Annotated in this window: 13 protein-coding genes; 6 read left to right on the top strand and 7 right to left on the bottom strand. The window is 46.7% G+C overall.

Annotated features, from left to right (window positions below):
- Positions 1-367 precede the first annotated feature (367 nt).
- The 3 genes from drt3b to CX651_RS11040 all read right to left on the bottom strand — a co-directional run bounded on the left by drt3b (position 368) and on the right by CX651_RS11040 (position 4,316).
- Complete coding sequence (drt3b, locus tag CX651_RS11050) at positions 368-2,359, bottom strand: antiviral reverse transcriptase Drt3b (protein WP_101056039.1); 1,992 nt, start codon at positions 2,357-2,359, stop codon at positions 368-370.
- Positions 2,352-3,524 (bottom strand): antiviral reverse transcriptase Drt3a, encoded by a 1,173-nt coding sequence (gene drt3a, locus CX651_RS11045; protein WP_157822680.1) that lies wholly within the window; start codon positions 3,522-3,524, stop codon positions 2,352-2,354. The genes drt3b and drt3a overlap by 8 nt, the downstream gene beginning before the upstream one ends.
- 192 nt (positions 3,525-3,716) lie before the next feature.
- The gene (locus tag CX651_RS11040; RefSeq protein ID WP_101056037.1) at positions 3,717-4,316 is read right to left on the bottom strand and encodes a hypothetical protein; all 600 of its coding nucleotides are present in this window, start codon (positions 4,314-4,316) and stop codon (positions 3,717-3,719) included.
- On the opposite strand from CX651_RS11040, the gene CX651_RS11035 reads away from it, so the two are divergent.
- Together CX651_RS11035 and CX651_RS11030 are read left to right on the top strand one after the other, a co-directional pair.
- Positions 4,286-4,972, top strand: a complete 687-nt coding sequence (locus CX651_RS11035) for a cold-shock protein (protein ID WP_101056036.1) — start codon at positions 4,286-4,288, stop codon at positions 4,970-4,972. The two genes, CX651_RS11040 and CX651_RS11035, sit on opposite strands and share 31 nt — an antisense overlap.
- Before the next feature lie 23 nt (positions 4,973-4,995).
- Positions 4,996-5,292 (top strand): helix-turn-helix domain-containing protein, encoded by a 297-nt coding sequence (locus CX651_RS11030; protein ID WP_229839783.1) that lies wholly within the window; start codon positions 4,996-4,998, stop codon positions 5,290-5,292.
- A 251-nt stretch (positions 5,293-5,543) separates the two neighbouring features.
- On the opposite strand, the gene CX651_RS11025 is transcribed toward CX651_RS11030, so the two are convergent.
- Together CX651_RS11025 and fumC are read right to left on the bottom strand one after the other, a co-directional pair.
- On the bottom strand, positions 5,544-6,092 hold the full coding sequence (locus CX651_RS11025) for a DUF2799 domain-containing protein (protein ID WP_101056035.1): 549 nt from the start codon (positions 6,090-6,092) through the stop codon (positions 5,544-5,546).
- A gap of 100 nt (positions 6,093-6,192) precedes the next feature.
- Positions 6,193-7,584, bottom strand: a complete 1,392-nt coding sequence (fumC, locus tag CX651_RS11020; protein WP_101056034.1) for a class II fumarate hydratase — start codon at positions 7,582-7,584, stop codon at positions 6,193-6,195.
- A 139-nt stretch (positions 7,585-7,723) separates the two neighbouring features.
- On the opposite strand from fumC, the gene CX651_RS11015 reads away from it, so the two are divergent.
- Positions 7,724-8,704, top strand: coding sequence for a catalase family peroxidase (locus CX651_RS11015; RefSeq protein WP_101056033.1), 981 nt, complete (start codon positions 7,724-7,726; stop codon positions 8,702-8,704).
- 115 nt (positions 8,705-8,819) lie between these two features.
- Here CX651_RS11015 and CX651_RS11010 read toward each other — a convergent pair whose 3' ends face one another.
- Positions 8,820-9,053, bottom strand: a complete 234-nt coding sequence (locus CX651_RS11010) for a transposase (RefSeq protein ID WP_101056032.1) — start codon at positions 9,051-9,053, stop codon at positions 8,820-8,822.
- Between the two features lie 519 nt (positions 9,054-9,572).
- On the opposite strand from CX651_RS11010, the gene CX651_RS11005 reads away from it, so the two are divergent.
- From CX651_RS11005 to CX651_RS10995, 3 genes are all read left to right on the top strand, one after another.
- Positions 9,573-10,235: an OmpA family protein gene (locus CX651_RS11005; RefSeq protein ID WP_101056031.1), complete on the top strand. Its 663-nt coding sequence runs from the start codon at positions 9,573-9,575 to the stop codon at positions 10,233-10,235.
- A gap of 189 nt (positions 10,236-10,424) precedes the next feature.
- A complete protein-coding gene (locus tag CX651_RS11000; protein WP_101056030.1) occupies positions 10,425-11,216 on the top strand; it encodes a molybdate ABC transporter substrate-binding protein in 792 nt (263 codons plus the stop codon).
- Positions 11,217-11,373: 157 nt separating this feature from the next.
- A complete protein-coding gene (locus CX651_RS10995) occupies positions 11,374-11,757 on the top strand; it encodes a hypothetical protein (RefSeq protein ID WP_101056029.1) in 384 nt (127 codons plus the stop codon).
- Positions 11,758-11,917: 160 nt separating this feature from the next.
- Here the strand turns inward: CX651_RS10995 and mgtE are convergent, their stop codons facing one another.
- Positions 11,918-13,282, bottom strand: a complete 1,365-nt coding sequence (mgtE, locus tag CX651_RS10990) for a magnesium transporter (RefSeq protein ID WP_101056028.1) — start codon at positions 13,280-13,282, stop codon at positions 11,918-11,920.
- Between the last annotated feature and the right edge of the window lie 10 nt (positions 13,283-13,292).

Here is a 13,292-nt window from a genome sequence, read left to right as displayed (position 1 = left end):
TGAATATCCTTTTGGGTGTATATTACTCAAATGACACAGATTTATGAACACTACCCAAAAGTGTTGTGGTGTCCTGACTTTTGTTTAGTAAGAATAATACTGAAATTAAAATTATCCTTGTACATTAGAAAAGGCCACCGAAGTGGCCTTAGCGAAAATGCTAAATGTGTGTGCTTAAATAAATAAGCCAGCCTTATTGACCTGTAGAATTGGTTTGCAACCCAATTTTTAGGTTTGTCGGGCGGTACTTCGAATATTACTATACGAAGATAATATCTAAAAATTCATTCCTAACTCTACTCTTTATAAGTCGAATAAGCTAGTACGAATTGGTATCTATTAGCTTTTCGATTTCATCATAGCACTGCTAGTAAGTTGGGTTCAACTCTTTTTTCATTAATACTTTTCGGATGTTTATCTCATCCCAGTTTGTAAACCAGTTTTGAGTCTCGCAAAATTGTATGATTTTATCAAAAATTATGAGCTTTGAACTATTTGTTTTAGGGGTTGTATAGTTAAATGTTGATTGTGTTTTCTTAAAATCTTCATTTTCAATTACTACCATAAGAACTTCATGCTTATGCTCCTTTGATATTTTCTTGCAACTTAATAAGTCTAATATTGCATGTACTGTTTCTGATTTTGATAATCCAGATTCTCTTATGTTGTTGATTATCCATGTCTTAAATTCTTCTGATAATTTTTTCATTTCACGATGGTACTGACTGCTCCAGCTGAATATGAAGGCGAAGGTAATGAACTTGAAGTATGACTCAGGAATTTTATGGTATATTTCTTCTATGATTTTACTTTGTAGTTTACCTTCCAGTATGTGTGAAATATACTGAGTGGATAACATAATGTTTAGGATTTCAATAGTTTCATTTTCATTAAACTCTCTTTCACTAGAAGTGATGATTTTTTTTTGAAAATAGTGAGATAGTTTATCGTAAAAGTACATGAAATATGGTGATTTTAACTCCTTTATATAATCGTGTAATGTCAAGGTAGTATAACAGAATGAAAAAGATGAACTTGTTCTTCTGTCTAGTGAGTAAAAGTATAATAACATATCAAAATAAAAGGCTAAAAAATCGAAATTACCTTCATCTATTGATATTTTAAAATTTTGTGATTTGTCTATGAATTCAAATATTATATTTCTTAATGCCTTGCAGATGTATGGTGTTACATCATTAATCTTTATTTTTTCCTCTTTTATAATTGACTTTATCTCCCTGATGGTTTTCGAAACTAAAAAATTTCTGTCTTTTATTCTTTCTTTAGGAAGTCTAAGAGTGAAATTTTCATGTTTTTCAAGGTTGGTTAATGAATTGTGAGTTGACTTTATAACTTTTCTTATTTTGTCAATGGCTATATCTTTGGGGGTGAAAAATGGACGTTCTGAGAAATTTGTTTTATGTTTGTTTAATGATAGCTTGTATTTGAATAATATGCTTTCCACTGTGCTTTCAATTTTTTGTAATATCTCTCTGCTATTGGAGAAAATAAAAAAGTCATCTACATATCTTTTTATTATATAGTTTGATTCAAAAAATATTGATTTCTTTGTTAACACCGCCTTTATTTCATTGTCAATTTTCTGGAGTATTATTTCATTGAAAATTCTAGATATTTCTGGGCCAACAATAATTCCGTTTGTTTCATTGTAATTTGAGCGCTGCATTAGTGAGTCGAAATTGTTCTCAAAATTATTTTTTCTGCTATTGTTTTTTGAGAATTCTTTATCCTTAATCGACCAGCATATAGCATGCGTGTATAGAGAGTCAAAACATGATTGTATATCTAATTTTAGTAAGTATTTATAGTTTTCTTCATATTCTAAGAATTCTATTGATGATGTAAATCCATTTATATGTTGATATTTTTCATAAGAAAAATATGAGTTCTGATATGGTGTTTCGTGATCGTTGTTTGCATTGTTACTCTCTTCTGACTTTACCTTCTCCTCGGTTTTTATCGTTTTTTTTGTATAAAACATAGAAGCCTTTTTGCTTGGTCTCCTTAAGCTGAAATCACTTTTGCTACAATGATATAATATTCTTGATTCACATGATTTGTAAAACTCACAAGCTTCTAATTGTTGAGAAGGATGAATTAAAGAAAGATGTCTTGATGAGTTATCCCCTTTGTCAATTTTATATGTGTATGGTATGGAGTGGACAGGCTTTTTTCTGCTTCTTGAATTTATTAATATTTTTAACTCTTCCGGCAAGTCATCTCTTTTTATATTTTCATAAAACCCTTGGTTTGAAAATATTAGCGGGGTTTCGAATGGAGTGAGTTCGGTGGCAAGTACTCTGTACTTATCTTCTTGATTTATTATAAATTTAGTCATTGTTCCAACACTGCTTTATTATATTTATATTCTTAATGTTATACATTTGCCTTTTTTTAAATGAATCTTTAAACGACATTTTATTTAGATCGTTAATCTCTCTCTTTGTCATTGACTTTGATCTTAAAATTTTGTTTAATCTGCTATTCTTAGAGTAGAATAAACTTTTGTAAAATAAATCAAGTCTTTTTATTTTTTCTGAGCTGTCTATATTTATATGTTTGTAACTATAGTAGAATCCTGTGTGTATAGTTCGGCCATTTTTAAGTTTTACCTTTCTATTGCCGATTATATATCTTATTCTGTTTTTAAAAGTAGTGTAGTCATCAGTTTTTCCATAATCTAGAACCGCTTTAGCTAGTCTATTCTTTATCTTCTTTTCTTTGTTGTCACTAATATCAATGCTTATGATTGATTTTGAATTACATATAAATTCATACCCGAGGTAACTTATTTTGTTTTCGGTGTTGTCAATAAGTTCAACGATATGGCTTTTGTCACTCGATGTGTGTAACTCTAATGGTTTTGGTAGAAAATCCTGGAAGAATGTATTGTTTTCTGTGATTTTTTTGTGCGAGAAAATTAGGACGTCATCAACAAATCTTGAATAAAAATAAACCCCATCAATCTTGTTGATTTTATCGTCAAAATTACATATGAAATACTCAGATAGAGCTACACTTAATCCTACTCCTCGTCCTATACCTTCAACTCCTTTACTCTCTATTTCAGAGAGGTAAATCCTGATAAATCTCTTAGTTTGTGGTGAGATACGTTGGTCATCTAATAGGTTGTTATATAAAGTATTTATACATATTGATTCGTAAAACTTCTTTACATCTAATCTATATATGTACTTTTTAGTATCTTCATTGAGTAATTGTATTATTGAACTAATTATATTGTTTCTATTTTCTTGTTTTGATTTTGAAACTGTTCTTATTATATTTGATATGTAGTTGCTTAGTATTATTCCTTGATCACTTTCTAATTTTAATGCTACTTTATTCTTAATTTTTAATGGAGTTGAATGAAATAGGTTCGTATTATCATTATAAACTGCAATAAGAGTGTCTTTTGCTAATTTTAAGTCTTTCCCTATAAGCTTGCATATTTTTTCTAGACTTTTTATTTCAATATATTTAGAAGGTAGCTCTTTCATCATTATCATTCTTTGTTGTTTGAAGTCTGCATGCTAATTTTCTGTAATTTTCTGTGGTTATATTTAATTTATTGGACATTAATATTTTGACGCTACCGCCCCTGATTTCGGCTATCAGACAGCAGTTTCTGTCATGTTGAATATTCTTTTAAAACAACGTTTAAGCTATCAATTTGTTGCCGGTGAAACCTTTGTCTAGGTCACAAGTTGCACAGCGGTTAAAGTGGCTTGGGTCAGGGAGGAATATGAGGTGAGGTGTTGAAAGCTTATCCTTGCCTTTTGCCTGCTCCGGGTGAGAGCGGCCGCCATCCCTGATTGTTGTTCGCACTTTAGTTTGCGCTTAAGTATTGCTTTTCGTTGGTTTTTTGTTAAAAGCCTAGCCAATCCTACAGTATTGCTGCGGTGAAAAACAAGCTTTACCGCATGGGGTTTTGTTGTGCTGTTTGGCTTAAGTGACTTGTTTGAGTGACTTGTTTGAGTTGCCTGCTTGAGTTGCCCGTTTAAGTTGCTCGCTTGGGCTAGTGGCCTCAGTGAATGGTTTTGCTGGCCTGTTAACGGGCAAAAAGTGGCTGGCGGGGAAGCGGCGATGATTTTTAGGGAAAAGTGAACGGTTTTAACCGGTTTTTGAGGATGTTGCAGCAGTAGCTGCCGGGTTGAGATGTTAGTATCGGTTGCTTGAATCTGTTCTGTTGCTGCGGCGGTTTTTTGTGGCTGCTGCTGTATGGGGCTTTGGAAGTCGTAGAGAAAGTTATCGGGATTGTGTAGTGAAAGGAAAAGTCGTTTCGTATGTCTCATCTAAAAAATTTGGCTTTATCAATGGGGATGATGGTGAAAGCTATTTTCTGCATGTTTCGGCCCTGGTGAACAGGAGTGATGAGGCTAAGCTGGTTAAGAATGTGCTGGTCGAGTTTGACCCTACGCCAACTCCCAAGGGATTGTCTGCCAAGCAGATCCGTATTCCTGAGGTCTATATAAGAGAACGATTGCTGAATTTCTTCACCTCCAAGGGCAGCAACCCCAAGCATGGTGATGCTGCGTTGCGCTTGCCTATTTCGACCCGTTTTTTCAAGGATCCGGCCAAGGGGCGCCAGTATATAGAAGAACTGGCTAAGCAGTGTGGCTGCAATGCCGTGCTCGGGCTCGAGTTTGAAAAGAAGACCTTCTCTGAAGGCAACTATCGCTTTACCGGCCATGCTTTCAAGGGGGAGTTGGCCCTGGTCACTGAAAAGCAGCCCTGTGACACCAAAGAGATGGCCCTTGCTGCCGAGCGGCAGTTGCAGCAAAGAATTCAGGCGGCTGAGCAGGCCTTTGGGCCGATACAAGAGGCTGAGCTTAAGGCCAGACAGAGCCAGCTTTCCGGCTGCCTCGGTAGCGCCGTCGCCGTGCTGGCTGTGGTGGCAATCCTGCCCGCGGCCATTATCGCCGGTATCGGCGGTCTGTTCCCGCAGTAACAGGCATGGTGATTTCAGCTTGAATGGATGAAAAAGTGTATTTAACTACACTTTGCGTCGTTCTTGTGGCCCCATTAACTCCATATGCGTCGGGCGCTTGGATTAAGGCCCGCAGAAAGGAAGCGGCACTCACTCAGGATGTGGCGGCAATGCTTTGTGGTGTCACCAACAAAACCTTGAGCCGGGGTAAGATAGCTGAAGATGTCCATATCTCTACTGTCTTCAAGATACTCGATGGTTTGGGGATCCGTCTGCTGGCGCTGCCCAAGCCCGATGTTGATTCGACCGGGCGGGACTGGATATGGGGGGACTGGATATGAGTCGATCAGCAAACCTTGTTCTGGATATGCATCTTGGTGACCGAATCAAAGGTGAGTTGTTATTCGATGCCGCCTAGAGCTTTACCGTCAGCTATCGCCGGTATGTTTCCTTGCTGAGGTAGGCTGTTGTTTCAGCGCTTCTCTGTCTCTTGCCCGAGCGACAGATAAGCGGCGAGACTAAGCTTCTTGCTTAGTCCTTTGCTTATCTGCCTGTGCGGTCTGTCGGCGGTTTAACTCAAGGTCGGTAAGTCTCAGAATTGCCACCTGAACTGCACATCCGGGACTTGCAGATATCTGAGCTCGTTCACCAGCTTGTCTTTTTCATTCAGCAGCTGTTTTTTCTTCTCCAGGGTGCTGGCCTTGTCTGTCATGGACACCAGCTTCTGATCCAGATCGCGGATTTGATAATCTATCTGACGCAGGCGGCTGCGGATCTCATCGGCGCGTTTGTTGAGCTGGTATTGGCGGTAGCCGGCATTGTACTGTTCGACAAAGGCGTTGCTGGAACAGACCCCGGCATAGCCTTCACCCGCCAGGCCGACTCGGTAGCCGTTTTCCGGCTGACAGTAGTTTTGCAACCCCTGTAGATAGCCATCGCGCCACTCGCCATGATCAACCCGAATGCCGAACTCGGCACAATCCTCGGCATAATCATTGACTCTGCTGGCATGAGCGCCATTGTTGCCATCCTGAAGCCCGAGGGAAAACCAGTTTGAGTTTTGGCATTGGTTGAGGTCGAGTGAACTGCATTGGGTCAGCATGAGCGCGCTCAGTGCCAATAAGATATTTTGGTATTTCATTCTGTAAATGACTGCTTATCAGTTGAATAAGCCTAATCCATGGCGAGGAGTTGGCATAATACAGCGATTAGCTCTAATGTTGATACGTTTTAATACAAATTTACAATTTAACCTCGAAAGGACCTAACATGTTCGCCGGGTTGACCCAAGTATCAAACTCGGCCTCGGTTACCAGTCCTGACTCCAACGCGGCTTGCCTCAGACTAATGCCTCTTTGGTGGGCGTCCTTGGCGATTTGGGCAGCCTTGGCATAGCCTATGTGAGGATTGAGGCTGGTGACCAGCATCAAGGAGCGCTGCAACTGCTTGGCAATCATCTGGCGGTTGGGTTCCAGCCCCGAAGCGCAGCGCTCATCAAAGCTCAGACAGGCATCACCCAGCAACTCGGCGCTTTGCAGCAGATTGGCGGCGATGAGCGGCCGAAAGACATTGAGCTGAAACTGACCGTTGCTGGCACCTATGCTGACGGCAAGATCGTTGCCCATCACCTGAGCCGCCACCATGGTCAGCGCCTCGCACTGAGTCGGGTTAACCTTGCCGGGCATTATGCTGGAGCCGGGTTCGTTGCCAGGCAACTGCAGTTCCCCTATACCGCAACGGGGGCCGCTGGCGAGCATGCGAATATCATTGCCTATCTTCATCAGGCTGACCGCCAGGCGCTTGAAGGCGCCGCTGAGTTCCACCATGGCATCGCTGGCACTCAGTGCCTCGAACTTGTTGGCGGCGCTGACAAACTGCTCACCACTGAATGAGGATATCAGCTCGGCGGCGCGCTCGGCGTAACCTGCGGGAGCATTGAGCCCTGTCCCCACGGCTGTGCCGCCAAGGGCCAATTCACGGCAGTTTGCCAACGCCCGCTCTATGGCGCCTATGCCTTTATCCAACTGAGTCACCCAGGCACTGATCTCCTGTCCCAGTGTCAGCGGGGTGGCATCCATAAAGTGGGTGCGGCCGGTTTTGGGAATATCGGCAAACTGTTGTGACTTGTGTTTTAGGCTATCGCGCAGCGCAGCTATGGCGGGCAGTGTGTGCCTACAGGTCTTGAGCACCACGGCAATATGCATGGCGCTGGGGAAGGTATCATTGCTGCTCTGGCTGCGATTGACATCATCATTCGGGCTCAGGTTGATGGCCTTGTTTGCCAGAGCCATGCCGCGATTGGCTATCACCTCGTTGAGGTTCATATTGGTTTGGGTGCCGCTGCCGGTCTGCCAAATGACCAGTGGAAAGTGCTGCTCCAGTTGGCCCGCCAAGATTTCGTCGCAAACTCTGGCGATGAGCGCCGCCTTGTCCTTGGGCAGTTGCCCAAGCTCGGCATTGGTCTGGGCTGCGGCTTTTTTCAACAGGGCGAAGGCGTGGATGATGGCCTTTGGCATACTCGCTTGCGGGCCTATGGGGAAGTTTTCCAGGCTGCGCTGGGTTTGGGCGCCCCAGTATTTGTCTGCTTCGACCTTGACTTCGCCCAGAGTGTCTTGCTCAATCCGATATTGCATTGCCGCCTCCTGTCGTCTGTCATCGTCCTCAGCATAGCATGGCCTTTGGCCCACTCCTGAAATAATCCGCCGCTGTTCCCGGTCTGGGTTGGGCGGCCTGTTTCAGGCCTGGATTCTGATTTTTACAAAGGGAGTAAGCATGAGAGTATCGGTTTGGTCTGCGTTATTGCTCTTGGGGACTCAGTTGGGTGTTTTGGGCTCCAGTTCGGTAATGGCGGCTCAGGCAAATGATTTTATTCAAGTATTTGAAGCACTTTCCGGTCAACATCCGGGAGAGCGCAAGGGACATGCCAAGGGAATTTGCACCATTGGCAGTTTCCGGCCGAGTGCCGGGGAGGTCTGGCTTAAGGAACTACCTCTGTTTGCCACAGAGCAGGCACTGCCCGCTCAGGTACGTTTTTCCATGGCGGGTGGCGATCCTTTTGTGGCCGATACCAGTCGCAGCCCAAGAGGGATAGGCGTGCGCATCGAACTGCCAGACGGGCAGGTGCATCAGTTGGCCGGGCTGAGTACGCCTGTGTTTCCGGGTAAAGATCCCGACAGTTTTCTTGGTTTGCTGCGCGCGTCATTGGCTCAGCGTGAGGGGGAAACCGGCGCGGTTGCACGCTATCTACAGCAGCATCCGGATGCTGCCCGCCAGGGGCTGTGGCTCAAGCAGCACAATCCACCGGCGGCCTATACCTCGGTCAGCTACTTTGGCATTCACAGTTTTATTTTTGGTAACCAAGGCCAGCAAAAGCGCTTTGGCCGTTGGGAGCTTTGGCCTGTGGACGGGGAGCAACCACTGACGGATGCCGAGTTGGCACAATTGCCGGATGATTTTCTGCAGGACAGGTTGATGCAGAGGCTGAAAACTGGACCGGCTCAGTTTGAGCTTAAGCTGGTCCTGGCCGAGGAGGGGGATCCCTTGCTGGACCCTTCACAGCAGTGGCCGGATAACCGGCCCAGAGTCGCCCTCGGGCGCCTGAGCATAGACTCGGTTGCGACTTCAGCCTGTGACAAGCTGAACTTTGATCCCAATGTGCTCAGTAAAGGGATCGCCGCCAGTGACGACCCTGTGCTGCGGCTGAGATCCGCGGCCTATGCCATCTCTTTTGGCAAGCGCTTAAGCGGCCGGTAACGGTAATAAAATGACAGGAACGAACCTAAAAAATGTAGCGCTTTATCATTGTTATATGTACATTTTTTATCGTTGGGGGCGATAACTGTGTGTCAGGTTCGCTCCTGTCGAAACTTTAACGGATTAAGCTGAACTCCTGGCTCAACTGACGAATGCGCTGCTGCAGTTGCTGCAGTTCCCCCATCAGCCGGGATTGTCTGGGTCTGCCTGCCGCTTCATCCTGCGCCAGCCATTGATAAACCAGTTTGGTGGAGATCCCATGCTGACGGGCAACGTCAAACATGAGCCTGCCGTTTTGAGTCACTTCCTTAATGGCTTGCTGTCGCAGCTTCTGCTCGTTAATTTCCATACTGCCTCCTTGATGCTCCAAGAATGGTTTTCCAGAGCTGTGATTCCACCTCTGTTATTCCACATCCCATTGGCTGTAGCCCAAGTGCTTGAGGCAATGCCAGAGTGAATGCCAGAGCGAATGCCAACTGTCGCGTATTTTCATCAGTGTTTTCATCATGACTCCTGAACAGTGGAATACTGCTTTATAGGTATGTAAGAAACATGCCAGTTTTTATATTTACTTTAATGCATTGATATAAAAGTGAATTAACTCATTTCCTTGTCGATAGAGCCTGCCGGGCGCTACCCAATAGAGTGCAGTCTGCTCTATTTTGGGGTTTTACTTGATGTCAACGCCATGACACTTGGTTGACAATCCGGGATGGAAAAGTCGGATTTGACTGAATCTATGCTGAATGCCGTGCGGATTTGCCACCTCTATGACCTCCGGGGGATTGTCTGCTTGAAGCGCTGCTATATACTTTGGCGCCAGATAGGTTCCGCTTAGGTTGGAACAAGCAGACGAAGGAAAAATAACATGAAAAAGCGCGCTTTTCTGACAGCTCCTCTGTTGCTGGCATTGCTGGCAACTGGCTGTACCACAGTGAATCCTTATACCAATGAACAACAGACTGCCAAGGCGACCAACGGAGCACTGATCGGTGCCGTAGCCGGCGCGGCCATAGGTGTGGCCTCTTCCAGTAAGAGCGACAGGGGCAAGGGCGCCCTGATCGGGGCAGCATCCGGCGCTGCCGTAGGCGGTGGTATCGGCTATTACATGGATGTACAGGAAACCAAATTGCGTCAGCAACTGGCTTCAACCGGCGTCAGCGTAACCCGGGTGGGCGATACCATAGTGCTCAATATGCCCAATGAAGTGACTTTCCAGGTCGACAAGACAGATCTCAGTAGCGGCGCCATGCGGGTATTGGACAGCGTAGTGCTGGTGGCCAAGGAATATGACAAGACTCAACTGAATGTGGTGGGTTATACCGACAGTAGCGGCTCTGAGTCCTACAACCTGAGATTGTCACAGGTTCGTGCCAGCGAAGTAGGTAATTACTTGATCCGTAAAGGTGTATCCGGACAGCGAGTATTGACCCAAGGCCGAGGTGAGGCCAGCCCAATCGCCTCAAATGCCACCCCTCAGGGGCGGGCACAGAACCGTCGGGTAGAGATTATTCTTAGTCCTCTCGGCTAAGATTTTAAGTTTAAGGGTCGCTGCGGCGGCCCTTTTTATTGGGTCAAATTGTCCCTTTCTCCGGTTTTCCCTGTCAGATGGCGTGATCTTGAGGGGAATTTATGACAAGTTTTGCCGTGGTGCGTTGATTTGTGATGCGGTTTGGTTGAGTTTAGCGGCATCTGTATCTTATACACCGGAGAAAAATAAATGAAAAAGAGTGTCTGCTTACTCGCCCTGTTACTGCCCGCCTTCTCTCAGGCGGCGGATCTTGAGTTCAGGGCTGCGGGAAGTTTGAAGACCGCCATGACGGATGTTATCGCCAGTTATCAGGCCGATGGCGGCGTTAAGGTCAATGCCCAGTTTGCCCCTTCAGGCTTGCTCAGAGGCCGAATTGAAGAGGGCGAGAAGGTCGACTTGTTTGCTTCGGCCAATATGAAGCACCCACAGAAGCTGATGCAGGAAGGCAAGGGCGCGCCTGTGGTGATGTTTGCCCGTAACCGCCTGTGCGCCTTGGCGCAAGATAATGTCCCGCTGACGACAGAAAACATGCTGGATACTCTGCTGGACAGCAAAATCAAGCTGGGCACCTCCACTCCCAAGGCCGACCCTGCCGGTGACTATGCTTTCAAGGTGTTTGACCGCGCCGAAGTTATCAAGCCCGGTAGCCAGGCCAAATTGGCGGCCAAGGCGCTCAAGCTGACCGGTGGTGCCGACAGTGCCAAACCCCCTAAAGGCAAAAACCCCTATGGCTGGGTGATGGCCAATAAACAGGCGGATGTATTTTTAACTTATTGCACCAATGCCGTATTGGCCAAGAAAGAAGTGCCTGATCTCAAGATAGTGGCGTTGCCTGAGTCGCTGGCAGTAGGTGCCAACTATGGCATGCTGGTGCTGGATAAGGCCGACCCTGCCGCTTGGCCGCTGGCCATGTATATTCTTTCTCCCAAGGGGCAATCCATTCTGGCCTCTTACGGCTTTGAAGCGCCGCTTAAACCTTAAGCGCTATAACTGAAAATATTTGGAGAGTGTGCTTCAGTTCCCCGGAACTGAAGCACACTCTCTTTATGGGTATATAGCTACTTTTTGGCCAAATCAGCTTGCACCGGCAATTATTATCCTTCTAAAGTAAGGCATTATATCCTTACCAGGGGGGAGCATGCTCGAAACCAAAGGCTTACCGATAGCGACAGATTATCTCGGTGATGAGGTGAGGTTTATTCGCCTTTGCTATGACAGTCAGGGCTTGGATATCGAGGTAAGTGTCGAAGGCTGCAGGGCGCAGGTTCATTTTGACTCTGTGGTTGGCTTTCGAATGTTGGATGAGGGCGATCTGATGGAGTTCTGGACCGAATGCAGCCTCTCCAATGGCTGGTTATTTCAGATCTCCAACGGCGGCTGGTACCGCCAGGAGGCCAAGCGCAGCGGCTTTATGGCCAGCGCCAACCTCAAGTTGCAGGAATTTCTGTTGGTGAGCCGTGGCGAGTGTGTCTCCGTCTTCTGTGAGCAGGATGAACCCAAGGTGTATTGGCTTAAAGACTGACTCGCTTTCTTTCACAGCCCAAGGGCGAGCTTGGTCGCCCTCTGTTATTTATTCTATTCATCAAGGTCAGAGCTTGATGCTCTCGGCCCCCGTTCTTCTACCCTCAAAAGCAGACTTTTGCTCACTAAAACCAGAGCCTCAGCCCATTAATACCTGAGCCTCAGCCCATTAATACTAGAGTCGCCAACCCCAGGAAGGCGAACAGGCCTATTACATCTGTCACTGTGGTCAGCACCATGCCACCGGCCAATGCAGGATCCACATTGAGCTTTTTCAGTATTAAAGGGATGCTGGCTCCGGCGAGACCGGCTACCGTCATATTGATTAACATGGCACCGCCAATAAGGGCGCCGAGTGCCAGATCGCCTTTCCAGATCCACACGGCAGTGAATACCAGCGCCGACCACAACAGGCCATTGAGAAAGCCGATGGCCAACTCCTTGCCGATAAGCCAGCGGGAGTTGCTCTGACCTATGTGGCCGAGGGCGATACCGCGGATCACCAGCGCCAGAGTCTGGTTACCGGCAACGCCGCCCATGCTGGGCACTATGGTCATCAGAATCGCTATGGTGGCAAATTTTTCCAACGTGCCTTCAAACATATTGCTGACCGAGGCGGCCAACAAGGCGGCAAACAGGTTGAAGGTCAGCCACAAAGAGCGGCGAAAGGCACTCTTGAACACAGGGCCGAAGGTGTCTTCATCATCGTCCATCCCCGCCATACCCATCATGGAGTGTTCGGCGTCTTCTCGGATAACGTCCACCACATCATCAATGGTGATCCGCCCAAGCAGATGGCCTTCACTGTCGACCACTGGCGCCGAAACCCAGTCGTGACGCTCAAACAGCTGGGCCACTTCATTGTCCGGCATGGTGACGGGAATGCTCTCAAGCTCGGGATCCATTATGCTGCGGATCCCGGCGGTGGGGTTACAGGTCAGTAGGGTGGAGAGCTTAACGCCACCGAGCAAAATATCGCGCCTGTCCACCACATAGAGGGTATCAGTGGCTTCGGGCAGCTCGCCCCTTTGGCGCAGATAACGCAGCACCACATCGACGTTGACGTCCGGCCTCAGGGTCACGGTATCTGTATTCATCAGACTACCGGCGCTGTCTTCCGGATAGGAGAGCGCCTGTTCGACCCTGGCCCTGTCTTGGGCACTCATGGAGTGCAGTACCTGTTTGTAGAGTGTATCCGGCAGGCTTCGCAGCACGTAGGCCAGATCATCGGTATCCATACCCGCGGTCGCTCGTGCCAAACGCTCAGGACTCATCAGGCTGATCAGCTGGTCTTTCATATCTTCACCCAGCTCTTCGAGGATCTCACCGCTCTGTTCCTGATCCACCAGTTGCCAGAGTACCTGACGGGTACGTGGCGGTGAAGATTCGAGAATAAAGGCGATATCCGAAGCCGTCATTCGCTGCAGCATGTCGCGCACATGCACGAACATACCACTGCCAAGAGCTTGGTTTAGTTGAGTAAGACGTTGTTCTGTCAGCTCTTGGTCGAGCGCTTCTATTGGCATGCAGTTCCCC

Source organism: Shewanella chilikensis, assembly GCF_002836945.1.
GTDB lineage: Bacteria > Pseudomonadota > Gammaproteobacteria > Enterobacterales > Shewanellaceae > Shewanella > Shewanella chilikensis.
This window is presented reverse-complemented; position numbering and strand designations above follow the sequence as displayed.